The following is a 24,135-nucleotide window of genomic DNA, read 5'->3' on the forward strand; positions in this document are numbered from 1 at the left end:
ATGACCGCACGAAAAGGCATTCTGCTTTCCGGGGGCTCTGGCACCCGGCTTTATCCGATCACCAAGGGCTTGTCGAAGCAGCTGTTACCAATCTATGACAAGCCAATGATCTATTATCCGCTGTCGGTATTGATGCTGGCGGGCATCCGCGAGATTGCGATCATCACCACACCCCATGACAGCGACCAGTTTCAGCGCGCCCTCGGAGATGGCAGCCAATGGGGGCTATCGCTGGAATATATCGAACAGCCGAGCCCAGATGGGCTGGCTCAAGCCTATCTGCTGGCCGAGGACTTTCTGGCGGGAGCACCCTCGGCCATGGTGCTGGGGGATAATATTTTCTTGGGCCATGGATTGCCGGATCAATTGCGCGCTGCGAATGACCGCACCGTCGGGGGATCGGTCTTTGGCTATCATGTCAATGATCCAGAACGTTACGGCGTGGTGGATTTCGCCACCGATGGCACGGTGCGCTCGATCGTAGAAAAACCCAGCCAGCCACCATCGCCCTTTGCAGTGACCGGTCTGTATTTTCTGGATGGCAGCGCACCCGCACGCGCCCATGATGTCCGCCCCTCCCCGCGCGGAGAATTGGAGATTGCCGATCTGCTGCAAAGCTATCTCCGTGATGGGCTGCTGGATGTTAAACAGATGGGGCGCGGGTATACCTGGCTTGATACCGGCACTCATGCCAGCCTGCTAGACGCAGGTAATTTTGTGCGGACGCTGGTCGAACGTCAGGGTATGCAGGTCGGCTGCCCCGAAGAGATTGCCTATAACTGCGGCTGGATCGACGCGGAGGCCTTGCGCGCTCAGGCGGCAGACCTAAGCAAGACCGCCTATGGCAAATATCTTATAGGTCTGATCTGATAGATCATACTTAAATTCATCTCCCCACCAATGAACCTAGAATGACGTTTCGGCCAAAACTTATCAGAGGCCGCACAAAAAACATTTGATAGACAGGCATGACATGCAAATTGAACAAACAAAATTACCTGGCGTCCTGATCCTGACGCCGAAGCGGCATGGCGATGATCGGGGCTTTTTCAGCGAATGCTGGAACAGCCGCACATATGCGGAAAATGGCATCGAGATTAATTATGTGCAGGACAACCATTCCTTCAACAATGAGGTCGGGGTGATCCGGGGTATGCATGCGCAACGCCCGCCGCACCCTCAGATCAAATTGGTGCGCTGTGGCCATGGGTTACTTTTTGATGTGGTGGTAGATGTGCGCGCAGGTTCGCCCACATATGGCCAGTGGATCGGCTGCGAGTTGAGCTTTGAAAATGGCCGTCAGCTGCTGGTGCCTGCGGGCTGTTTACACGGGTTTATGACACTGCTCCCGGGCACCGAGATCATCTATAAATGTTCCGATTACTACGCGCCGGAAACCGAATGCAGCCTGCGCTTTGACGATCCAGATATAGGCATCAAATGGCCGCTGGGAGGGGGCACTCCAATCTTGTCAGACAAGGACAAGGCAGCCCCTTTACTGAAAGATTTCAAATCTCCCTTTACATACCCGGGGAACACGGCGTGAAAATTTTAGTAACCGGAGGCGCGGGGTTTATCGGCTCGGCAGTGGTGCGACTGGCAATGGCGCGCGGCCATGAGGTGGTAAACCTGGATGCGCTGACCTATGCCGCCTGTCTGGACAACGTCGCCTCGGTCGCGAAGATGCCCGGCTATGCCTTTGTGCAGGCCGATATTCGCGATTACGCCCAGTTAGAGGGTGTTTTTAACACCCATCAGCCAGACGTCGTGATGCATTTAGCTGCGGAATCCCACGTTGATCGGTCCATCGACGGGCCAGGTGCCTTTATCGAAACCAATGTGATGGGCACCTACAACATGTTGCAGGCCACGCGGGCCTATTGGCAAAGCAAAGACCGTCCCGAAAACTTCCGCTTTCATCATATTTCCACCGATGAGGTCTTTGGCAGCCTGGGGGAGACTGGCATGTTTACCGAAGACACGCCTTATGATCCACGGTCGCCCTATTCCGCGTCCAAGGCCAGTTCGGACCATCTGGTGCGCGCCTGGCATGAAACCTATGGGTTGCCGGTGGTGCTGACCAATTGCTCCAACAACTACGGCCCTTTCCATTTCCCCGAAAAGCTGGTGCCGGTGGTAATTTTGAACGCGTTGGCGGGCAAGCGTATACCGGTATACGGTCAGGGGTTAAACGTGCGCGACTGGCTTTATGTCGAAGATCACGCCGACGCGCTGCTGCTGGTGCTGGAAAGAGGCGCACTAGGGCGCAGCTATAACATCGGTGGCGAAAACGAGGCGCGCAATATTGATCTGGTGACCACGATCTGCGCCACGCTTGACAGGCTGCGGCCCGCCGAAGCGCCCTACGGCGATTTGATTACCTATGTTACCGACCGACCCGGCCACGACATGCGTTATGCCATCGACCCCCGCCGTATCCGCAATGAACTAGGCTGGCGGCCATCGGTGACTTTGGAAGAGGGTCTGGAAAAAACCGTACTCTGGTATTTGGAAAACGAAGATTGGTGGCGTGCCTTACAAGGCCGTGATGGGGTTGGCGAACGGCTGGGCAACGGGCAGTGTTAATCTCCACGCAGTGAGCGGCCCCACTTGAGTGGTCCATGTTGAAAGTTAGTGCATGATCGGCCTTTGGTCCATTGGGATGATGGCCTCTGGCGCTGGCGGGCGATAGCCCAGAGCACTATGTGGTCGTTTGGTGTTGTAATGGTTCCTCCATCTTTCAATGATGATTTGGGCTTCCCGTAGCGAGTAGAAGATTTCGCCGTTCAGCAATTCATCCCTCATTCGTCAGTTGAAACTTTCGCAGTATCCGTTCTCCCGGGGCGATCCGGGTTTGATATGTATCCCGTCACGGGCTTTGAGGCAGAGCGGCAGTTTTGCTTAACGAGAGTTTTCGGCTCATCGTAATCCTTGAAATGATACGAGATGAGAACGAAGACAGGGCTGAATGGATCGGCCGACAAACACGTTAAAGAGATCAAGCGCAAGACGCGTCGGCAATTCTCTGCGCAAGAGAAGATCCGGATCGTTTTAGATGGCTTGCGAGGAGAGATTTCGATCTCTGAGCTTTGTCGTCGCGAAGGGATTGCCGAGAGCCTGTATTACAATTGGTCAAAGGACTTCATGGAGGCCGGAAAGAAGCGTCTGGCTGGCGATACAACCCGCCAAGCAACATCCAGCGAAGTCACGGGCTTGAAGCGTGAGGCACGCGATTTGAAAGAGGTTGTTGCCGAACAAACGTTGGAACTGCGTCTTCTCAAAAAAAGCATGCTCTGGGATGGGGGCGACCCAGAATGAGATATCCTGCATCAGAAAAGCTAGAGATCATCAAGCTGGTCGAGGGATCACATCTGCCTGTCAAACGCACGTTGGACAAGTTGGGCGTATCGCGCCCAACTTACTATCGGTGGTATGATCGATACTTGCAGCGTGGAGAGGCCGGTCTCGAGGATCTCAAATCTCACCCCGGTCACGTCTGGAACAGCATTCCGGACAAGGTGCGCCAGGCAATGTTGGATATGGCATTGGCAAGGCCAGAACTAAGCCCATGAGAACTGGCTGTGACCTTCACCGACGAGCGCAGCTACTTCATCTCTGAAGCCAGTGTTTATAGGCTTTTGCGATCCCACGATCTGATCACCAGCCCAGCCTTCATTGTCATGAAAGCGGCGAGTGAGTTCCGGGACAAGACCACGGCACCCAATCAGCTTTGGCAGACAGACTTCACTTATCTCAAGGTTATCGGTTGGGGTTGGTTCTATCTCAGCACGATCCTTGATGATTACAGTCGCTACATTATCACGTGGAAGCTTTGTACCGGCATGGCTGTATCGGACGTTCAGGACACGTTGAACCAAGCTTTGGAAGCAACAGGGTTGGATCAGGCAAATGTGGTACATCGTCCCCGCCTGCTGTCCGACAACGGACCATGTTACATCTCGGGTGATCTAGCTGAATATCTGGAAGACAAAGGGATGACGCACACTCGCGGCGCGCCTTATCATCCGCAAACGCAGGGCAAGATTGAGCGATGGCACCAGACATTGAAGAACCGCATTCTGCTGGAAAACTACTTCTTGCCAGGTGATCTCGAAGCGCACATCGCGGCCTTCGTCGGACATTATAACCACCAGCGTTACCACGAGAGCCTGAACAACGTCACACCCGCCGATGTTTACACAGGCAGAGGCCACACAATCCTGCTTGAACGGGAGAAGACAAAAAGGAGGACCATGAAGCTAAGGCGCTTGCAGCACGCTAAATCCGCTGCTTAACTAAACACAGATGAGCGATGACCCCTCAAAGTCAAAACGCCTTCTGTCTCAAACTATATGATGACGGACAAAAACATAGTATAGCGAGATGGTTGAAGATTAAAAAGTATACCAGTACGATAAAAATGGCTCGCAAGGTTACAAATATGCTTAGTATAAAAAGACGTCATTTTCTAAACATAGCTTTAGCTTTCACGATACTGGAGCCACTTACCTTTGCACGGCCATTAGGCGCCGATGAAATCTTGGTTGATTCTATCATTGTCGAGGTTCACATTTCCACTCAGGCTATGAACGTGTTTCGAAACGAAAAGTTATTATACGAGTGGCCTGTATCTACCGCTCGTCCAGGCAAAGTAACCCCCATAGGATCTTGGCAAGCGAAGTGGCTATCTAAGCATCATAGATCTAGCCGCTATAATAACGCTCCAATGCCGTATTCCATTTTTTATGATGGGAATTTTGCTGTTCATGGCACCAACCAAATAGATCGCCTTGGGATGCCCGCATCTGCAGGCTGCATTCGGTTGCACCCGGATAACGCAGCGGTACTTTTTTCAATGGTACAAGAAGTAGGCCTGTCACGCACTCTGGTTTCTGTTTTGCCGTAGAATTTGAGGCTGCGATCAATTGACCTTCCCGCCCCACTTAAATAATCAGACTGAGCCTTTGTAATTCCAAAGGTCCAAGGTATCTGGACTGTAGTATATACTAACTTGCGGGACACTTGCTTTGCTAGTGTAGCTTGTCTCTGAGAGCTTCGAAGGGTGTCTGGCCCTTGTGTGCGCCGTGCAGTCTAGCGAAGTTTTAGAAGCGTTCCCATTCATCCAGTTTAGCCTCCAGATCCACGTCGCCTTTGTAACTAAGGAGCCGATAGAGTTCTTGCTGATCTTCTGGGCGTGCTGAAGCACGCTAAATTTGCGCTAAATGTCCAGCTTAGTTCTGTCATTAATACTGCCTGCATTCCAAATCAGTGAGTTTACAGGAAGTGCCCCGAGGCTCCGTATATATCTACGGCTACGACTCCTTCGGATAGGTTAAGTATCCAAACGACTGCAGTTATACCCCCTATGGGGCTTACAACAGGACCGAAAATCCTTCGCAGGATTCAGCAACCACGCTAACAATGGTCGGTAAGTGGCAAAAGCCATATCCAGAGGCAGAGGCAGAAGCAGGTAAATAGGCGATATATGAGCTGTATCATTGCAAATATTAAAATATCTGAATTGAACCTTCACCAAACTAAAACTCAAGTATCGGCAGAGGTGGTGGTGACGTTTATCTTAGAAGACGATGGACACGATCCTGTACTCGGTCGCATGAAGCACAACCTGTGCATTAAAATTAAAAAAGGTGCGCCAAAGTGGCGAATCATGAAACGCCTTAAATCGAGCGCAGAAAACCGCCAACGGGCTTATTTTGATGGTCACGACGATGGGCTAGTAAATATTTTTGCGGATTCTGATGATACCTCTCTTTCCAAAGAGGCCGAGCTTTCGCTGCTGAAAGAGCTATTGGCTATAGAGCAGGAGGTTGTTACTGCAGCTTAGGTATCTATCCGTCTCTTTAATCGAAGACCTATCTATCAGATTTTATGGCCTTCTGTCCAACATCAACGCTGATCGGTCCAGATAGCGTTATTTGACAAAAGAATGTTCTTGCCCTCATTTTCCAAACTATAAAAAATGCAGGCGGTAACAGACCCACTTATCAACGGATACCTATACTGTGCCAGCTCGGGATTACGACAAGGGTTTAGCCGCTTATAGCGCTGGTGATTATACAACTGCCCTTCAGGAATGGCGACGTTTAGCCAAATAGAGCCATGCTGTCGCTCAATTCGGCTTAGATGTCATGTACGCCAAAGGTCAGGGTGCTCCTCAAGACTATGCGGAAGATTGTCTTGGCTGGTCTTGGACATCGAAAACTCCACCGGTTGACTGTGATGTAAACCATAAGAGGTTGTTTTTTGAAGAACCGTACATCCGTCTATGACGAATCTTAGCCTGTTTATGAAGTTTCTGCCAAATCGACGAGGTGGCTCCCAGCCGAAGCGGTGCTGGGTAAACATTTCCGGAATTATACCGAAGAACCCCGTAAACAACCTCGCACCGGAGATGATAACTGATAATCTATCATTTTATGGGAAATTGGGGTGTAAAGTGGTGCCCCCTCACACGGTCGAATCCGCCACCATGGGAGCCATCTATATTATTAACTTAAAAGGCTCAGCTTATCTGACTAAGCCACCTGGTACCATATCTGCAAAATATCTAGCGCCATATTGCCTGATCCATGCGTCCGCTATGCTTCCTGTGGCTACCTGAACAATACAGGGCCTCAGCAACGTTCTTTAAACACCTCAAGCAGCCCTTTGACGGTAAGACCACCCACAGCCTAAGACATGGCTTCAGGGACCGCCTGAGAGACTGTGACGTGCCTTTAGAAGCCATAGATCAGGCTGGTGGATGGTCTAGTGTAGGGGGCGTAGGAACCAACTACGGTAAAGGCTACAGTCTGCCTAAACTCGCTGATTACTTGCGCAGGATAGCTATATAGGCATTATCCCAATCATCAGCAGGGTCTATGGTGATGCTAGTTGCTTCTGGAGCGCCTGTGATTATTGGGGCCATGCCGCTTTGTTGTGATTTTTAGAAGGCGGTCAATGCTTGCTAAGCAAGCCACTTCAGACGATACTTCAGTCTGCCGGCAGTCCACTTGGGGAATGTCGATGTAGGAAGTATTCATGCGGCTGATTTTACCACTTATCTTTTGCGCAAATGCAGCTTGGGCCGATTGCGAGCCAGATAAAGAACTGTTCATGGCCTGCTCCTTCCCAAACGGTAAGGCGGTTGAGGTCTGCACAAACAGTAATTTGGTCAATTACACGTTTGGCAGACCGGGCGAGCGGCCAGAACTTGCGATCTCCCTAGCGTTTCAGGACGGGGCCGAGATGGTACCGTGGAGTGGGGCAGGTCGCTCCATATGGGAAGCTATCCGCCTGACCAACAACGATGTCGTTTATGAGGTCTATGGAGGATTTGATCGACAGCTCGCTACTGATGAGACCAAGACACTCGCAGAGATATTTTTTGGCGGCATCCTGGTCGAGGATATAAACGGGAACGAATTGGCGCATCTGACTTGTGAGCCCGCGACTGTAAACTACAGCTACTGAACACAGGTGTGGCCTATCCGAGCTATGATCTAGTGTTCGTCGTCGTTGGCGGGTTGTTTGGTTTTCAACTGGTGCTTCCGATAAGGAATGCGCCCTAGTGCCTGATACCAGCGGTTAACTGACATGGGACGTAAGCGTCTTTTTTAATTCGGCCGCATAGAGCCGTTTCCACCCTGTTTGCGGCGTGCGCATGAACCAGCTGCTCGTGAGGTCCCAAGATGTGTTCACTGGCTCGCTTGTGGTGTCTCCGGCATAGGGCAAATGCCCTCCCATATTGTATATTGTGAGCTCACTAAACCAGAGCTTATCCCCATCAGAGAGGATATCCACCCGCATATGGTCAAATCTTTCGCCAATCTGGCCTGAGATTTTTAGTGCCTCTTCAGTGTTTGCAGGCAAAGGCCGGTTGGCCCGTTCTGCGACGGCTGCGCGCCCTTCGGAAAGGGAAAAACCTCCTTTCCCGTCGGGAAGCCAAACATCAGCCACTTGATCAGTGAAGCGGTCATAAATTATGACAAGCCGTTCGATGCGGTTTCCGAATGTATAAGCTTTGAATTCGGTGGTGATATTTGGAACCAATTTTTCGACCATGATTTTGCGAGCAATCCCAAAATAAGCCCACTCCAACCGTTTGCGGCCCTGCTGCTTCCTCAAATACCTTTCCATCTGCCAATTAAAGGCTGCACGATCAGGCGGGGTATCATATAATAAGATATTTGTGCCGCTGCCGTGGTTTGCTTTCACGACAACGCCCTGCGCTAAGAGATCATCCGGGATTTTGGCAGGGTCCGTCCCCGTCCACAGGATAGGGGGCGAGTCAATGTCGACGTTATTTCTTACCAGCCATTTCCGAATGCGCAACTTGTCAGAAACTTCAATAAACTCGGGACTACGATCGAATATTTTTCGCCAAAAGAATTTTTCGTTCATCGTGCGCGGGTTGGCAGGATCAGGCACCCTGCGCAACCGGTCGAGTTTGTAGTACCAGTAAGATAGCCTTGGGTGCCGCAAAATCACTGCACAACGAACGGCTCTAAGTATCCAGCTCGACATGACATTAAACTATCGCGCCTATCGATCACGAGTCAAATTTGAAGATGGTAGGGTCAAATCACGGAGCGTTTCAGCTAAACCTTTATTTCAAATAAAGCATCTAAAAAATTATCTCGTGCAAAGGATATAGAAAAAATATCGCTCACAATCGAAACAGCAACCAGAAAACTGTCGCCAACCACGGCAAACTGAAATCATGAATACGGATCAGGGCAGCCAATATACCGGCGCTGGCTGTATCACGACGCTGACAAAGGCTGAGATCAAAATCTCAATGAATGAGCGCAGACGGTATCTGGACAACATCTTCATCGAACGGCTCTGGCGATTGTTGAAACAGTTGGCCGTCTATTCGCACGAGATCACAAACAGCTTCCAAACCAAAAAGATCATCGATGATTGGCTCGACCTCTACAACTCAGAGCGTCCTCATACCGCCTTCGACAAGAAAACGCCAAACGCTGCATATTTCAACCATACAGAAATACGAAAAGCGGCATGAACATAAACACCATCAAAAAGTATCTTCGTGAAGATGCGATCGAGCCAAGATCCAAAATGGTGTCGCGTCCATCCTTGAGACTGGAAACGACAGCTACCGCTTCAAAGCCAGCTCAGAAGCTGCAAAAGAGCACGCCACATTGCCCAAAATGTAACTACTGACAAACAATAAAGGCCGGTCAAATCGCGGTGAAAATACTGGGTCCGTTCTCAATGACATTCAACAGGGTCTGGCCATTGACCTACGCAAGCCTTCCAAGGGTTGCATCCACCATTCTGACAGCGGCAGCAAATACTGGTCACATGATTGTCAGAGGTCGCCGCGCCACCATGGCTTCGCGATGTTCATGAGTGGCAAAGGAAATTGCTGTGATAACGCAGCATTGATAACCTTCTTTAAAACCATCATGGCAGAGCTGACCTGGCGCTACCCCAAGCGAACATGCCCAGCGGTCAAGGTCGCTATCTCCGAGTGCATCAGTGGATCCTATAACCTGCGCGGTAGATACTTAGCCTTGGACTGGGAAAGCCTCATGGCATTCGAACAGAAGGTAACTAAAAGGTGCACTTTGGACGGTACGAAGGCGTGACAGGTTCATCCGATTAAGACATCAAAAACAAGCCGTAGAGCCAACTAAACAGACGAACTAGTGGCTGTGGCACTCGATCCGCTATCATTTCAAACTTTACATGGCGACGGAACACTTTGTTGAAGCCACCCACCTTTGATGAAACGCCGCGTGCCTTCTTTTAACTCCTCTCGATCAAAAATCATGGCACTTAAAGAAGTGCTAAGCCCACTCTTCTCTTTTAAAGAGATCGTTGGTAATTATGGTAAACTCTAAAGTGAGAGCTACTTTCTTTTTCAGAGCGTTAGTTAGGAAAAACATGACCAAGAACTCGATACTAGCAGGCTGCCTTTCCGCCTTGCTCTCATGTAGTTTGAGCGCTCACTCGGTAGCAGCGCAAGATGTTGGCGACTTGGTCCTGGGGCTCATTGGATCTGCTATACAAGCCGAACGCCAGAACCAAGCCAGACAACAAGCCAATCAACGAGCCAATCAACGAGCCAATCAAGCTAGACGACAACAGGCAAATGCTCGAGCTGCGATGGTACGACGCACCCAAACTGGGCTGAAAGCGTTGGGTTTCTATAACATGGCGATTGATGGTGCTTCTGGCCCGGGAACTAGAAATGGAATACGTGCCTACCTCCAAGCTTTTAATTTGGCAAATTTTGAGTTTACAACCAGCGACATTGAGCTGCTTGAGAGCATCGCAGCCAGTGGCTTTAGGAGTGCTAACGAGAGAAACCAAGCACTTAGGGGCGGTTTCAATGCCCGCGAAGATTTTATTGCAGCACGAGCGGCTGGCTATGCCAACTTTCGCGAGTTCACCAATGGTCGAAACGTTGGAGCCCGTAACGCGGCAGAGTACAGGCAATTTGAGAATTCAGGCTTTGCCTCTATTCCTCTCTTCCGCGGCGCCAGCCGACGTGGCTTCACTTCGCTTATCGAAATGCAGCAGGCGGAAACAGCAGGATTTCAAAACGCAAGCGACTACCGCGAGTTTGTGCAGTCTGGAGCGCCCGACCAAGCAACTTTTTTAGCTGACAGAGACCGTATTCGCGCAGCTCAGGAAGCTCGTCGAACTTGCATAGCATTGCGACAGACTGAGACAAGTAACTTAGCTTGTGCTGAGGCTTTAACGGCTAATCCAAATGACAAAGAAGTTCGTACAGCATACCAAGATGTTGCCCAGGAACTCGAACTCGCACTGCGCCGCGCTAGGGCAAACCTTTCCGACGCAGAAGAAAATTCTCAGCAGGCCATAAACACAGCAGTGCGGATTAATACACTGACTGCGCATGAAGCGCTTCAAAAATGTACACTTGCAGCAGCAGACGCGGACCTACAATCTGATATCCGTGCTATCCAAACAAACTGCACCTTGGCAGACGCCGATAACTTGCGTCCTGATATTCTCGCACTGATAGCGGTACAGCTCGAAGAACTTCGGAAAGAACAGGTCCAAGAAGCTGAGCAAGAAAAGAGCAGGTTGGCAGCGGTTCAAGCAAAAGAGGGAGCGCTAGGGCTTATGGAACGTGTCGCACAATACAATGCGAGCGGAGGCCAATTCGTAGAAGCCCTTGATGTCGCCCGAGCTATTTCACGGCTACAGAGCGCTATCGCAGATGATGATCCAGAGCAGTTGGTCAGGACGTTTGATGCAGCGCGAATTTTGACAAATTTGGATGTCAGCTTTGCTACATTTGTAGATCGTGCAAAACGAACAGAACTTGAAGCTAGGGCTGCTGCGGTAGAAAATACTCGCAGAGAATTACAGCGCTATAGCGCATTTCTGAGATCTCATATTTCTGCAAATATGCTCAATGCCAACACATCCGATCTACTCGAAATTCTTGAGGATATTGAAGACATTTTGGCTACTGGCGGTCCAGAGACGCTTGTTATTGGTCGCTCTGACATTGAAAATAGTCTCCGTAGATATCAGTTGCTAAGGCTGGCCGAGGCATTCGAACTTGAGCGCGAGGAGCAAGAGGCATCTCTTGCCCAAATCGGAGCGGAAGGCATAGCCGCCGATGAGGCACGGGCGCGAGCAGAGGGACTACTTGAAGATCTTCGTGCGTTTATTGATGTTGGCAACACCTTTCAGAACGGAATGGAAGTTGCACGCGCAGTTCAAGCCCTCATGTCGGCAATCCAATCTGGTGATCAAGACGAACTGGGGCGTGCATTAACAATCGCAAACAAAGCGTTTGGCGACAATTCAGATTTTGGCGCATTTCGCTCTGACCGTGACCAGCTGAACAACGAAACCCGAAACAATGCTTTGGCGGTTGCGCGTGCCCGCGCAGAAGCCACCAATGAATTTATCATTGCCACGCTGGCGCGAAACCCGTTGGATCCCAACCTGCCCTCCTTACTCGAACTAAATGAAGACCTCGAGACTGCACTTGCAAGTGATGACCTACAGCAAGTGTCAGCTACGCAGCAGCATTCGGAGAACATACTTGATGAACTGGGCTTAAGTTCGGAGGTGCAAGCGGCTATTCGCGGTGCAGAGCTGGCAAACGCTATTCAAGATGTGGCACAAACTGACAACGGCTTAGCAATCACAGCTCGAAACCAAGTTCTATTTGATGGGCCTGAGGACGATATCATTATTCTAGAGAATCGTACTAATTCTGCACCTAGCATTTCCCGAAACTTGCGAGATGAGCTTACCTTGGGCGATGGTGCCACTGTCGTTTGCTGGGGCCACCACCCCCCGAAAGGTTCAACCGCAACCCGTATTGTGATCAACGAGGTTAATTCATTTGGTGCACAACTGAGCTCAGAAATCCCCCGCTGTGGCATGGACGCGGTGCTCAATACTGATTTGATCCTATTACGGCGAGGAGAATTCCTAAAGGAGCCTGCGAATTATGCATCACTATTTTCAGATCTTTTTGAAACAGAGACATTTACGATACTCGAAACATATTCGGGTAAATCACTTTCCGATCAGGCTACCAAATTTGATCAGGCTTCAGATTACCTCACATTACAACTTCAAAATCAGTTGCTTATTGGGTTTGGCTACCTTGCATTGGCAGAGGGGCAGCTAGGGACCTGCGTAGTAGAAGCGACAAGCATTGATGCACGGTTGATGAGCACTCATTTGAGCGACCAAATGAGTGAGCTTCAAATTCACACACCGATGATTGGCACTGTACTGAGCGGGGATGCAGATTGGGTATATGCCACCGCTCAAAGTGGTCTCTGCAATGTCATTCAGGCCGAAGCGACAGCTATGCGCGACTTGGTGGGTGCATTCGCTCGAAATGGTATTGACCATAGGCTCGTTCCCGTGTGGGCAGATGAAACCGAAATAACGAGAATAGAAGCTTCGATTGCGAACCAAGAAGCAAACCAGGCAACTAAATTAGCTGCGCTTACTCAACAGATTGAGGCAAATGCAGCACAACAGGCAGCACAAGACGTTCTGGCTGAACGTGAAAGGCTAGAGGCACAGGCTAAATTAAGAAAAACTTACGCTCAGGAAGCACGTGCCGCGCTAAACGAAATTCAAGGATTTGTTTCAAGTTCGTTTGACACAGAAAACCCATCAACTCCCGGAAATGTGCGAGTTCTCTTTCCAGAGCTAGGCGAACTGACTGACAAGCTTGCTCATGAACTTTGGGAGTTTGAAAGATCCGATTTTGACCTTTTGGACTATGGTCTCTCTTCTTGGCGAGAACGCCGAATGGAAGCGATCTTAGTGCAAATAAATGTAGGCATTCAGAACCGCACGAGAGGTGAGCGTTCAAGTTTTTGTATTTTGATCGGATACTTAATAGATGCAGAGTTTGGCGTCCGGCGAGATCCGATATTCGCCGACTGTGGCGACCCGTTAGGTCAAGTTCAGGGCTGGCTTACTGGACGTAATTTTGAAAGCAGGTGGGTCTCTGAATAGTTTATTTGGTGCCATTAGACGAATTCGAACCGGTTTCGATCCACCGCGGAATGCGTTTACTTACGCTTTGCGGCTATAGTTCGCGATCTTGAGGGCACTCTGGGTAGACCGGAGCATGTCGTTTTGGCTCGAGACGTCCTGCAAACACTGATCGACAAGATCATTGTCGAGGAAAATCCCGAAGGCGGCCATCTACTTCATATTGCAGGAGATTTGTCTCATGCCCTGAACGCAGAAACGCCCGGCAGGACCGGGCGGTTTTCTACAGCGGGAAGTTCGCTGAGGTTGGTTGCGGGAGCTCGATTTGGACACTGCTTTCAAGATCTGCACCAAACACGCATTTGCCGGTAGGTCTTGGCAAGGAACCGGACTTTTGTTGCGCCCAGCGGTAAGGACAGCTGTGCGGACTTTACCGTCATTCGTTTTTGGTACTTCGCAGACGCAGCATAGTATGGCGTTTGCTGCTGGCCTATCGCTACTTTGAAGCTCAATACGACAGACAATCGGTCATATACTTTCCGGCCAAAAGTTCTGCTTAGTGCCGTCTCAAGGCACCGCTAAATTACCGCGATGCTCAACATATGCAGATATTACTTCATCCATTGATAAATAGTGGCATTCGACCACTGGAAAAGTCGTGACGGAGCCCCCTTCGGTTACCTCCCTCATCTGCACCCTCTCAAAACGGGTAGCACCTACCTGCGGAGCTGGGAAAACAAAGCAGTTCCGAATTTCAGGTTCGTCTCCAACCACGCTTCTTAGGGCCATTTCATAAAACATCTGCTTCGCAATATCTGGCCAGCCCGGCACCGTATTCGGTGAATTTGCTGCGTAGTATTTTGCATCGATAATAGTAAATCCCGTAGGTGTCCGGAGAACGATGTCAGTCAACATCCTTCGCTCTGGTGCGTCGCTCGCTCGACCATCCAAAGTTTCGTAAACAGCTCTTGGAAGCTTCTCGTTCCAGTGCGGTTCAACGCCCTCCAGCGTCTCGGCTAGCATCTGCTCCCAGACAATGTGAAAGTCTTCAATGCCGAAGACAAAGCTGCCGGAAGCCGAGGCTCGGCATTCTCTAAGGTAGTGCCCGAGGTATTCAGCCAGAAAAACAGACCGCGATGAATAGAGCTGTGGCAGCAAACCATCGAGCAAGAGCGCCCAAAGAGCGCGTGGTTGATGTGGCTTCTTTTGCCACCTTAACTCTGATCGACGGGCACTCGCTCCTTCGAGCCACCAACCGTGCTGCTCTATAATTTCGCCCATAACGGCTGCCTGCACTTGGGCAAGCAGATTTTCGCTACTATCGATCGAACGTGTCGTAGCGATGTCAGGAAAAACTTCGTCGCCGCCATCGGACACGAAAGCGCGTTCGCGCGTCACAGTCCGTTTCCAGTCAGGCTTTCCCGAGTTTCGGCATCGAACTCTTTGGCGCTCAACGAAAAGCCCGTGGTTCTGAAAATCCGCCGCCAACCTCTGGATAACAGCGAGGGTTCCGGGGTTCCCATGTTCGCCATCTGTAGCAAAACGTCGGTTCGCCGCGCTCTGACCGTATCGCGCAAGAACTTTCATCGTCAGGCGCGCTGCCGACATGGAATGGACTTGCATCGATCTTGGCAAGAAGATTGCGGTGCGTCCCACTTTATCACGAACCAGACCACAAAAATGGATTGTCTCTTTGCTCTCGACTTTGCCGATGCCCCATTCATTCATCGCATCGAGCAATGGGGCATCTTTGGAGCCGAGGCTCCTCACAGCCATACGGTCTAGATGGATGACAGGATCAGTCATCCGCCCCGTCTTCGCCAATATCCCCTAAATCAAACTCAAAGTCAGGAACCGGCTCAGCTTCTGGCATTCCGATTGCATCGGCCAGTTCATCTAGATTTGAGAGCAGTTCTGTTCCGAAGATCAGACCTCCACCTTTCACGGCACGATCGAGGGCTCCAAACGTCTTGAGCTGCTTTGCGAATATCCTATCACGCCCTTCGTGCCGCAGTAGGTCGTCCCAAAGATATAAAAGGATTTTTGCGGGTATCTGGCCATTTAGCTCACGTTCCTGAACAAACCATTGCCCGAGCAACCGGTCTTCAGCGGTACCTATTTGATCGATAAGGAAATCATTTAAGCATTTGACAAAGGCTTGCCAGCTGATCGTTCTGGTGGAGCCGGTACTTCCCGAAAACTCGATCTGTCCTTCTGGGCAAACACTAGCCTCGAGTGGGAGGTACTCCTGCTCCCAGCGCCGACGGAAGGCAGTGTCCAGCGGATAGACACCATGGTCCGCGCTGTTCATCGTCGCAATGATTGAAAGGTTCGACGGCATCACCAGCTTCGCAAGTGAATATTCTCCTTCATTATACCAATCCCTACTTTCATCATTCGGAAAGTCGACTTTGTAGGCGCCTTCGCCACCCTCCTTCCTGTCGAGAAGTTGAAACAACTCACCGAAAACAGCCGCGGCCGGAGCACGGTTCAGCTCTTCGATCACGAGGAAGTGCTGATGTGCCGGATCACGCAAAGCTGCACGAAGCGCGTACGAAAATGGGCCCGGCACAAAACTGTAAGTGACTTTATCATTTTTCATTCGAGGCTTGAGGCAGCCAAAGAAATCACTGTTCTGCGTGTCTGGATGAAACACGGTGCGGATTACGTTTGCCTCACCTACGAGACGATTGACCAAATAGGATTTCCCGGTACCGGGCGCCCCATAGTAAATGACATTCTTACCACCAACTTCTCGTGCAACTTGTTGATTGGAGGAAACGTAAGAAGAACAAAACCCTGCAACCTCGATTGCACGGATCATCTCTATCCGCCCTGCAGCGGCCTCGGCTTTTAGCCCACCAGTCTTCTTAATGGCTGACTCATTCCAATCACCTTGCCCTCGGTCAAACTTCTTGCCGATTCCACCACCCCACTCGGGGTCGCTTATGAAGCTATCAAGCTTCGTCTGATCTGCGGGATCAGGAAAAACGTTTTTAACAGACTGTTCGAACTTAAGGCAAAGCTGTTCAAAGTTGGCGATATCCGACTGCTTTTCTGCTGTAGGCTTCGAACCCTTTCCAAGAGCTTCTTTAGCCTTCGCTTTCCAGTCTCGCTGAGGGATGTGTTTGAAAAATTCCGCGCCATTGCTCAAGCTGGAAAATTCCATGTCTTTGGCTACCTTTAGAAGCGCCTCCCTGTAGGACTCGAGGGCATTGTAGTGTTCGACCAAGGCTGCAAGGACCGGAATTTCCTGGAAGCTGATGAAATGAGTTCTATTTTCGCCCTTTGAAACAATTCTGAACGCTTTGTCGCCAGATACAGATATCGTGAACGAGCTGAACAAGTCTCTAAACGCATGAAGGATACGCTCAATATCACTATCCGGAATTAAAAACTCCTGATCTAAGTCAAGCTCTCCGACGCGTTTTCTACAAAACTTAACAATTTCATTTAGGTCTGGAAGCGTTCCGGCCTTGATAGTTGGAGCAGCATCTTCCGACGTTCCTTTCCAGTCCTCCACAAAATCCTCCTGGTAAAAATCGATGGTGTCCCCTTTCTCGCTTTCTAAACGTTCTCGAAGGCTTTTCAGCGCTTCATCAACATTTACGGGGTCCAGTTTTCGAAGGTCTTTCATTGAAGTGCCGTCGTAAGCGTTCAGGATGTCCAACTTATCGCTGCTCGTCGATATCCTTTCGAAGCTATCGGGAAAGACAAGATGCAGTAAGATATGTCTGAATTGGCGATTACCTGGGTCGGGTTGCTCATCTAACCATCGTGCAAAGGCCCACGGATCCTCCAAAAGCGCTATTCGCTCATCTTCGCTTTTCAATTTGAGAGCAGCCAAAGATCGAATAGCGAATGTAATCTCTCTCCACTTATTTGTATTATAGCCCATACCAGAGCTGCCAAGTCCGCTTAAGGCATCGTCAGTCAACATCGAATTTCCAGAATCCAGTGTGCCACCCGACCAAGACCATACTTCCCCAACATTGGATCTCTTGGTCTCGGGTCGGATATTCGATGAAAAGAGCATTAGAATCCAATCAATCTCTGCCATAAGACGCATGCTCTTGTCGGATCCATCTGCGAGTTGACGCTTCAGTTTCACATAAAACTTGTCTGATCCATCGTCGGGCTGCCGTATGAAATTTTGATCCAGTTCGTCAAAGAATTCTGGAATCCAGAGTGTCTCGTTATCTGACAAAACTGATCCTTCTCCGATTAGGCACTTGTCGCGCCAGATTTCGGCAGCAGTGTATACAGCATCGGAGTTGCGTTCGTGAGGATTGTACCGGGACATATTAATTGCCTACTGCTCAATAGTTTCAATTTTGGGGCCAAACACCCTGCAATGAAGCTCCGCGGCACACTCAATTAGTTCAGGCAATGTAACAGCTCCGACTTTCGTCGATGCCTTGGCCATTTCAGCCGTGACATTTCAATTGCTGTTTTGGCGCATCTTCATGGGCAAAGCCCGTCATGGCGCCAACTACTCTTTTGAAAGATATACTGAACCGCGGATCTTAAACCATTCTTGCTCAGTCGAATTGTAACTTGCAAGCAGCTTCACAAGCCACTTGCTGAGTTATGGCACCGAATGCGCCCGAACTTTTGTTTCGACACCCCGTTCGACCCGGTCCCTACCATCGGTGTTTGCCAATTTTGCATGGTTTCAGCATTGCTGTCGCTCATGGACAACTCGACTGGATTGAGAAAATGAGGATGTTTCGTAAAGGAGTTGCTCCCATCCATCAACACGCCTATAGGTTGTATTTGTGCAACCATGCAATGTTTTCCATAAGGGTATCAACTAGATGACATTCGCAGATGACACGTTGGAACAGGTTTATGCCGGTCTTGGTCTTACTAATGCAACAGAGGAGCAGAAATGCCAGCACCTGGACCAAATAAATGCGGCGCTTGATGCCTTAAATGCACAAAATACCATGAACGTTAAGACAACCGGAACCATCAATGAGCGACTGGTGGAATTAGCATTGAAGGCGCGTACTCCCGATAGCTGGTACCATTTGAGGCGTGGTCGATATGAATGGCTCGGAGACTTCGGAATCAATGCCTATCCCTTATCAGTTGTCGTATCGGTAAAGAGCTTCAAAGCTAAAGAACGCCTATTGGTAAGTGGTACGGGAACCCTGTATGCTCCGACAATTGGGTGGGGTCGTTTTGACGATCCTGCTGAGTTTGGGCTAGAAAGGCTCAAGACGTATTTATTTAGAGGGTTTATAGCGATCTATATGCCCACTAGTACAATTGGGCAGCTGACCCCTGCAGCGCGACAGTTGCAAAACTATTACGGCAACCGGTTCATTCGTTCTATTAATTCATTTGGAGATGATCTCGCAGCAGCGCTGATACCACCGGCTCAAATGGGTGGAGCAAGCCTGATCGAGACGGCTTCATTCTAAGTATAAACCAATCGCATTGAGCGTTGATAGCCGTCTCGCCGCGGGCCAAAGAGTTGTTTTCAAAAAATCTGTGAAATAACTCTTTCGGGCTCTGTTACCGGGTCACGCCAGAAAAAGTCGTGACTTCTGCCTAACTCGTTTAAGAACACTCTCGGCCTCGGATGTGATGACACTTTTTCTCATTAGAAATTGAATCTGCGAGCAACTGCGCAAGCTCCCCGTACGGCAGCTTATTTTTTCCCTTAAGCGAGCACTCCCAAACTACAACGACTTGCCATCCTAGATCGGTAAGTTCTGACTGCTTGCGGGCATCACGCGCGCGGTTGCCGGATATCTTCTCGGACCAGAATTCCGTGCGGGTCAGGGGTGGTCGGAAAAGCGCGCAATTCTCGTGCCCGTGCCAGAAGCAACCGTTGACGAAGATCGCGGTCATGAAGCGGGGCAGAACAATATCCGGACGACCGGGAAGATCCTTGCGATGGAGGCGGAAACGGAAACCTTCTGCGTGCAAAAGGCGGCGCACGACCAATTCAGGTTTCGTGTTCTTACTCTTAATGCCCGCCATCATTTCGCTGCGTTTTCCCGGCGAGACGATATCAGCCATGGGTCAAACCTTGAGGTATGGAGCCATCTCTTCCGCTATCGCGCGGATGACAGGTACCGAAACCGAGTTCCCGAATTGACGGTAGTTCTGGACATTGGACACAGCACCGACATTGAACTCCTCTGGAAAGCCCTGAATACGGGCACACTCACGCGGTGTCAGCTTGCGTGGATTTTTTCCGATGTCGCTTTGATCAATCAGGACCTCGCTACCGTCCTTGTAGTACCTCGCGCTGATTGTATTGCAGTACGGGCTCTCCGCATTGAACAAGCTGAAGCCGAAGCCATTTCCCTTGGCCCGATGCGCGCGCAAACGGCGCTCATGGCCTGCAAGAAGACGGTCGGAAATAGTGAACTTGGGGTCTACCGAAGCATTGGTTTCAAGAACGTCACCCAAACGGGTTTCGGACTTGCGCTCCTTCAGGCCATCCAAAATCTCGCGTGGCAAATCCCGTGCCTCTGCTTCAGAAACCTGATCACGATCAAACCCGACGATATAAACGCGCTCGCGGTTTTGCGGCACTCCAAAATTCTTGGCCGCGAGAACTTCGAAATCCACGCGATAGTTCAAGGGTGTGGAGAGGCTCTTGCGGGCTTCTTCACTCATCGGAACATTCTCGGGGACGACAGCCCCCTCCTCGCCGCGCAGTATTGATAAGATTGTATTCAACGTCCTGCCCTTATCATGCCCTCTCAGCTGTTTGACGTTTTCAAGCAGGAAGGCTTTCGGGCGGTGATGTGCCAGAACCCGTTGGATCTCGAAAAACATCGTGCCGCGGGTATCGTTAAAGCCCTGTTTCAGGCCAGCTTGCGAAAATGCCTGGCATGGAAACCCGGCAAGCAGCAAGTCGTGTTCGGGTATATCGTTAGCGGCAATTTGGGTAATGTCGCCTTGGGGAACCTCACCGTAGTTTGCGGCGTACGATTTCTGCGAGAACTTGTCCCACTCCGACGAGAACACGCAGTGACCCCCCAATTCCTGAAAGGGCATTCTGATCCCACCAATGCCGGCAAAAAGGTCGATGAACCGGAAGTCTGGTTTCGCCTTCTTACCGTCGTAAGGACTGCGGAAAGGTATAATATCCGGCAGGTTAAAGATCTTCTCGAGCTTTGCTCGAGTTGGCACATGCTCGCCTCGCTCCCACCCGCCAACAGTACGTTCCCCGCTCGACCCAAGGCCGAGGAGACCTGCAAACTCACCTTGGGTTAGACCCATTGCGGTACGTTTCTCGTGAATGGATTTGGCGACAGAATTGAGGCGATCAAGCATTTTCGAGCTCCTATGAGTTTCAAATAGATTAGGCGATTCTCCGGGTCAAGTGCAGGATAAGTTATGCTGCGGCTGTCCTTACAAGAAAACCCGATCAGCGGATTTGAGAATGTGCCGAGAAAACTGGAAACAGTAAGACTGCACTCCTTTGAAGCTAGATATTCTTCCGCCTCCACGACCGGACAGTCACCTACCATAATGCCCTAGCAATTTATCAGAACTCAGGTTCCGATTGCGCTGTCAATTCGGGGCTAGTTTAGTCGGAAGATCTGCATTGTATTCATCGACAGCGGCTTCGAGATCATCCAGCGCTGCACTGAGACAGGCAAGCTCGGCATCGTACTTGAAGGCGCTCTGTCGGGGCTTCTTACACTTACTTTGGGCGTCAAACGCAAAGAAGGCCTGAGTGGCAAAACTCAAGCCTTTGAAAGTATTGACGAATTAGTGTTGGTTGCGGGAGTAGGATTTGAACCTACGACCTTCAGGTTATGAGCCTGACGAGCTACCGGGCTGCTCCATCCCGCGCCAATGCGCATCCTCATGTCGATGTATTGAGATGAGGATCATCGTTAGAGAGATTATAGTGTTCCTTACTAGGTTTGGCAGTGACTTACTCTCCCACGTCTTAAGACGCAGTACCATCAGCGCAACGGTGCTTAACGGCCGAGTTCGGGATGGGATCGGGTGTTTCACTCGTGCTATGACCACCAAACCAAGAAAGGAACACTGGCGTTTTTCAACGCCATCCAAGTCAGTAAAGCTAATGTGTATGTGTATGCTTTTGCTGATGTTCTAGTAGTTTTCAGGCGAACCTGTCTTCTACTGGATCAAATCAAGCCTATCGGACAATTAGTATCGGTCAACTGAACGCGTTACCGCGCTTACATCTCCGACCTATCGACGTAGTAGTCTACTACGGTCCTCAGGGATACCTTGTTTTGAGGGGGGCTTCCCGCTTAGATGCCTTCAGCGGTTATCCTTTCCGATCATAGCTACCCAGCACTGCTCCTGGCGGAACAACTGGTACACCAGTGGATCGTTCACCCCGGTCCTCTCGTACTAGGGGCAACTCCTCTCAAGTATCCTACACCCACGGAAGATAGGGACCGAACTGTCTCACGACGTTCTAAACCCAGCTCACGTACCTCTTTAAATGGCGAACAGCCATACCCTTGGGACCTGCTCCAGCCCCAGGATGAGATGAGCCGACATCGAGGTGCCAAACGGTGCCGTCGATATGGACTCTTGGGCACCATCAGCCTGTTATCCCCGGCGTACCTTTTATCCGTTGAGCGATGGCCCTTCCACTCGGGACCACCGGATCACTATGGCCGTCTTTCGACTCTGCTCGACTTGTCAGTCTCGCAGTCAGGCTGGCTTCTGCCATTGCACTCAACGAGCGATTTCCGACCGCTCTGAGCCAACCTTCGCGCGCCTCCGTTACTGTTTGGGAGGCGACCGCCCCAGTCAAACTACCCACCACACAGGGTCCCGGATCCCGATAAGGGACCGCGGTTAGATATCAAACAGGTAAAGGGTGGTATCTCAAGGGAGGCTCCACAGAAACTGGCGTTCCTGCTTCAAAGCCCACCACCTATCCTGCACATGACATGTCTGATATCAGTGTGAAGCTGTAGTAAAGGTGCACGGGGTCTTTCCGTCTAACCGCGGGAAACCTGCATCTTGACAGGTAATTCAATTTCGCTGAGTCTATGTTGGAGACAGCGGGGAAGTCGTTACGCCATTCGTGCAGGTCGGAACTTACCCGACAAGGAATTTCGCTACCTTAGGACCGTTATAGTTACGGCCGCCGTTTACCTGGGCTTCAATTCGGAGCTTGCACTCCTCCTTTTAACCTTCAGGCACCGGGCAGGCGTCAGACCCTATACGTCGTCTTGCGACTTCGCAGAGCCCTGTGTTTTTAGTAAACAGTCGCCACCCCCTGGTTTGTGCCCCCAGTCTTTACTTGCGTAGAAACTGGGCCTCCTTCTCGCGAACTTACGGAGGTATTTTGCCGAGTTCCTTCAACATAGTTCTCTCAAGCGCCTTGGTATTCTCTACCAGTCCACCTGTGTCGGTTTAGGGTACGATCTGATGATGGAGCTATTTCCAGGAACCTCTAAGCAGCCCATTCAATCCAATAAGGATGAACTACCCTCGAGATCCGTCACTACCATCTGGCTCAGGAATATTAACCTGATTCCCATCGACTACGCCTTTCGGCCTCGCCTTAGGGGTCGGCTTACCCTGCTCAGATTAACTTTAAGCAGGAACCCTTGGACTTTCGGCGACAGGGTCTCTCACCCTGTTTGTCGCTACTCATGTCATCATTCTCACTAGTGATCTCTCCACCCGATGGCTCACGCCCGGGCTTCACAGAAAACTCCTTATCCTCCGCTGTACCCGAAGGCACAAAAGAGGATCGGAGTTATGTCACACTACGCTCTGCTACCATGCAATAAATGCATCCTAAGCTTCGGCTCATGGCTTGAGCCCCGTTACATCTTCGCCGCAGGACAACTTAATTAGACCAGTGAGCTGTTACGCTATCTTTAAAGGATGGCTGCTTCTAAGCCAACCTCCTGGTTGTTTTGGTCGTCCCACCTGCTTTCCCACTTAGCCATGAATTAGGGGCCTTAGCTGTAGGTCAGGGTTGTTTCCCTTTTCACAACGGACGTTAGCACCCGCTGTGTGTCTGCCATCTAGTACTCCTCGGTATTCGGAGTTTGGTTAGGATCAGTAAGCCTGTGGGGCCCCATTACCCATCCAGTGCTCTACCCCCGAGGGTATTCGGATGACGCTCTACCTAAATAGATTTCGCAGAGAACCAGCTATCTCCGAGTTTGATTGGCCTTTCACCCCTAGGCACAACTCATCCCGACCTTTTTCAACAGGTGTGGGTTCGGTCCTCCAGTGCATGTTACTGCACCTTCAACCTGGTCATGCCTAGATCACTCGGTTTCGGGTCTGATCCCACTAACTCATTCGCCCTATTAAGACTCGCTTTCGCTGCGCCTACACCTAACGGCTTAAGCTTGCTAGTGAGACCAAGTCGATGACCCATTATACAAAAGGTACGCTGTCAGGCCTCAAGGGCCCTCCAACTGATTGTAGGCGTTCGGTTTCAGGAACTGTTTCACTCCCCTCGTCGGGGTGCTTTTCACCTTTCCCTCACGGTACTGGTTCACTATCGGTCAGTAAGGAGTACTTAGCCTTCGAAGGTGGTCCTCCGATGTTCAGACAGAATTTCACGTGTTCCGCCCTACTTAATACGTCTGATCGTGCTTCATATACGGGACTGTCACCCACTATGGTTGGCCTTTCCAGACCATTCTATTCACACTCACA

At 50.5% G+C, this 24,135-nt stretch carries 14 protein-coding genes, 1 tRNA gene, 2 rRNA genes and 3 pseudogenes (1 of these 20 cut by a window edge); 10 read left to right on the forward strand and 10 right to left on the reverse strand.

The window, feature by feature from the left end; genetic code table 11:
* The 3 genes from rfbA (at position 1) to rfbB (ending at position 2,586) form a co-directional block, all read left to right on the forward strand.
* Positions 1-870 (forward strand): glucose-1-phosphate thymidylyltransferase RfbA, encoded by an 870-nt coding sequence (rfbA, locus tag TR2A62_RS10490; RefSeq protein WP_009158741.1) that lies wholly within the window; start codon positions 1-3, stop codon positions 868-870.
* Between the two features lie 103 nt (positions 871-973).
* Positions 974-1,546: a dTDP-4-dehydrorhamnose 3,5-epimerase gene (rfbC, locus tag TR2A62_RS10495; RefSeq protein WP_009159220.1), complete on the forward strand. Its 573-nt coding sequence runs from the start codon at positions 974-976 to the stop codon at positions 1,544-1,546.
* Positions 1,543-2,586 (forward strand): dTDP-glucose 4,6-dehydratase, encoded by a 1,044-nt coding sequence (gene rfbB, locus TR2A62_RS10500; protein ID WP_009160258.1) that lies wholly within the window; start codon positions 1,543-1,545, stop codon positions 2,584-2,586. The genes rfbC and rfbB overlap by 4 nt, the downstream gene beginning before the upstream one ends.
* Positions 2,587-2,631: 45 nt before the next feature.
* On the opposite strand, the pseudogene TR2A62_RS18175 reads toward rfbB, so the two are convergent.
* Positions 2,632-2,862: pseudogene (locus tag TR2A62_RS18175) on the reverse strand (transposase); the annotation flags it as partial.
* 84 nt (positions 2,863-2,946) lie between these two features.
* Here TR2A62_RS18175 and TR2A62_RS10510 point away from each other — a divergent pair.
* Together TR2A62_RS10510 and TR2A62_RS10515 are read left to right on the forward strand one after the other, a co-directional pair.
* A pseudogene (locus tag TR2A62_RS10510) lies at positions 2,947-4,295 on the forward strand (IS3 family transposase).
* Positions 4,296-4,441: 146 nt separating this feature from the next.
* Complete coding sequence (locus TR2A62_RS10515) at positions 4,442-4,906, forward strand: L,D-transpeptidase (RefSeq protein ID WP_083791111.1); 465 nt, start codon at positions 4,442-4,444, stop codon at positions 4,904-4,906.
* A 124-nt stretch (positions 4,907-5,030) separates the two neighbouring features.
* Here the strand turns inward: TR2A62_RS10515 and TR2A62_RS18500 are convergent.
* Positions 5,031-5,186: pseudogene (locus TR2A62_RS18500) on the reverse strand (IS481 family transposase); the annotation flags it as partial.
* Between the two features lie 299 nt (positions 5,187-5,485).
* Here TR2A62_RS18500 and TR2A62_RS10520 point away from each other — a divergent pair.
* Positions 5,486-5,845: a hypothetical protein gene (locus TR2A62_RS10520; protein ID WP_040820600.1), complete on the forward strand. Its 360-nt coding sequence runs from the start codon at positions 5,486-5,488 to the stop codon at positions 5,843-5,845.
* Between the two features lie 1,196 nt (positions 5,846-7,041).
* Complete coding sequence (locus TR2A62_RS10525; RefSeq protein WP_009158504.1) at positions 7,042-7,473, forward strand: hypothetical protein; 432 nt, start codon at positions 7,042-7,044, stop codon at positions 7,471-7,473.
* A gap of 114 nt (positions 7,474-7,587) precedes the next feature.
* Here TR2A62_RS10525 and TR2A62_RS10530 read toward each other — a convergent pair whose 3' ends face one another.
* On the reverse strand, positions 7,588-8,403 hold the full coding sequence (locus tag TR2A62_RS10530; protein WP_223296097.1) for an ATP-grasp fold amidoligase family protein: 816 nt from the start codon (positions 8,401-8,403) through the stop codon (positions 7,588-7,590).
* A 319-nt stretch (positions 8,404-8,722) separates the two neighbouring features.
* Here TR2A62_RS10530 and TR2A62_RS10535 point away from each other — a divergent pair, with 319 nt between their 5' ends.
* Together TR2A62_RS10535 and TR2A62_RS10545 are read left to right on the forward strand one after the other, a co-directional pair.
* Positions 8,723-9,028, forward strand: coding sequence for an integrase core domain-containing protein (locus tag TR2A62_RS10535; protein ID WP_009157986.1), 306 nt, complete (start codon positions 8,723-8,725; stop codon positions 9,026-9,028).
* Between the two features lie 887 nt (positions 9,029-9,915).
* Positions 9,916-13,506 (forward strand): peptidoglycan-binding domain-containing protein, encoded by a 3,591-nt coding sequence (locus tag TR2A62_RS10545; RefSeq protein ID WP_009158363.1) that lies wholly within the window; start codon positions 9,916-9,918, stop codon positions 13,504-13,506.
* Positions 13,507-14,052: 546 nt separating this feature from the next.
* Here the strand turns inward: TR2A62_RS10545 and TR2A62_RS10550 are convergent.
* Together TR2A62_RS10550 and TR2A62_RS17640 are read right to left on the reverse strand one after the other, a co-directional pair.
* Positions 14,053-15,291, reverse strand: coding sequence for an LlaJI family restriction endonuclease (locus TR2A62_RS10550; protein ID WP_009157343.1), 1,239 nt, complete (start codon positions 15,289-15,291; stop codon positions 14,053-14,055).
* Entirely contained in the window at positions 15,284-17,692 is a 2,409-nt protein-coding gene (locus tag TR2A62_RS17640) for an AAA family ATPase (protein ID WP_190275704.1), read from the reverse strand. The genes TR2A62_RS10550 and TR2A62_RS17640 overlap by 8 nt, the downstream gene beginning before the upstream one ends.
* 610 nt (positions 17,693-18,302) lie before the next feature.
* Here TR2A62_RS17640 and TR2A62_RS10565 point away from each other — a divergent pair.
* Entirely contained in the window at positions 18,303-18,914 is a 612-nt protein-coding gene (locus tag TR2A62_RS10565) for a hypothetical protein (RefSeq protein WP_009160668.1), read from the forward strand.
* A 139-nt stretch (positions 18,915-19,053) separates the two neighbouring features.
* Here the strand turns inward: TR2A62_RS10565 and TR2A62_RS10570 are convergent, their stop codons facing one another.
* The 5 genes from TR2A62_RS10570 to TR2A62_RS10595 all read right to left on the reverse strand — a co-directional run.
* The gene (locus TR2A62_RS10570) at positions 19,054-19,518 is read right to left on the reverse strand and encodes a very short patch repair endonuclease (protein WP_040820607.1); all 465 of its coding nucleotides are present in this window, start codon (positions 19,516-19,518) and stop codon (positions 19,054-19,056) included.
* A 3-nt stretch (positions 19,519-19,521) separates the two neighbouring features.
* A complete protein-coding gene (dcm, locus tag TR2A62_RS10575) occupies positions 19,522-20,787 on the reverse strand; it encodes a DNA (cytosine-5-)-methyltransferase (RefSeq protein ID WP_009158800.1) in 1,266 nt (421 codons plus the stop codon).
* A 448-nt stretch (positions 20,788-21,235) separates the two neighbouring features.
* A tRNA-Met gene (locus tag TR2A62_RS10585) sits at positions 21,236-21,312 on the reverse strand.
* Positions 21,313-21,384: 72 nt separating this feature from the next.
* Positions 21,385-21,499 (reverse strand): 5S ribosomal RNA (gene rrf, locus TR2A62_RS10590).
* Positions 21,500-21,615: 116 nt separating this feature from the next.
* Positions 21,616-24,135, reverse strand: a 23S ribosomal RNA gene (locus TR2A62_RS10595) (it continues 313 nt past the right edge of the window).

This window comes from Thalassobium sp. R2A62 (assembly GCF_000161835.1).
Classification (GTDB): domain Bacteria; phylum Pseudomonadota; class Alphaproteobacteria; order Rhodobacterales; family Rhodobacteraceae; genus Thalassobium.

Coding starts and splice junctions, on each gene's coding strand:
- rfbA (WP_009158741.1), top strand. CDS start 1: ATGACCGCACGAAAAGGCATTCTGCTTTCCGGGGGCTCTGGCACCCGG.
- rfbC (WP_009159220.1), top strand. CDS start 974: ATGCAAATTGAACAAACAAAATTACCTGGCGTCCTGATCCTGACGCCG.
- TR2A62_RS10515 (WP_083791111.1), top strand. CDS start 4,442: ATGCTTAGTATAAAAAGACGTCATTTTCTAAACATAGCTTTAGCTTTC.
- TR2A62_RS10520 (WP_040820600.1), top strand. CDS start 5,486: ATGAGCTGTATCATTGCAAATATTAAAATATCTGAATTGAACCTTCAC.
- TR2A62_RS10525 (WP_009158504.1), top strand. CDS start 7,042: ATGCGGCTGATTTTACCACTTATCTTTTGCGCAAATGCAGCTTGGGCC.
- TR2A62_RS10530 (WP_223296097.1), bottom strand. CDS start 8,403: ATGAACGAAAAATTCTTTTGGCGAAAAATATTCGATCGTAGTCCCGAG.
- TR2A62_RS10535 (WP_009157986.1), top strand. CDS start 8,723: ATGAATACGGATCAGGGCAGCCAATATACCGGCGCTGGCTGTATCACG.
- TR2A62_RS10545 (WP_009158363.1), top strand. CDS start 9,916: ATGACCAAGAACTCGATACTAGCAGGCTGCCTTTCCGCCTTGCTCTCA.
- TR2A62_RS10550 (WP_009157343.1), bottom strand. CDS start 15,291: ATGACTGATCCTGTCATCCATCTAGACCGTATGGCTGTGAGGAGCCTC.
- TR2A62_RS10565 (WP_009160668.1), top strand. CDS start 18,303: ATGACATTCGCAGATGACACGTTGGAACAGGTTTATGCCGGTCTTGGT.
- TR2A62_RS10570 (WP_040820607.1), bottom strand. CDS start 19,518: ATGGCTGATATCGTCTCGCCGGGAAAACGCAGCGAAATGATGGCGGGC.
- dcm (WP_009158800.1), bottom strand. CDS start 20,787: ATGCTTGATCGCCTCAATTCTGTCGCCAAATCCATTCACGAGAAACGT.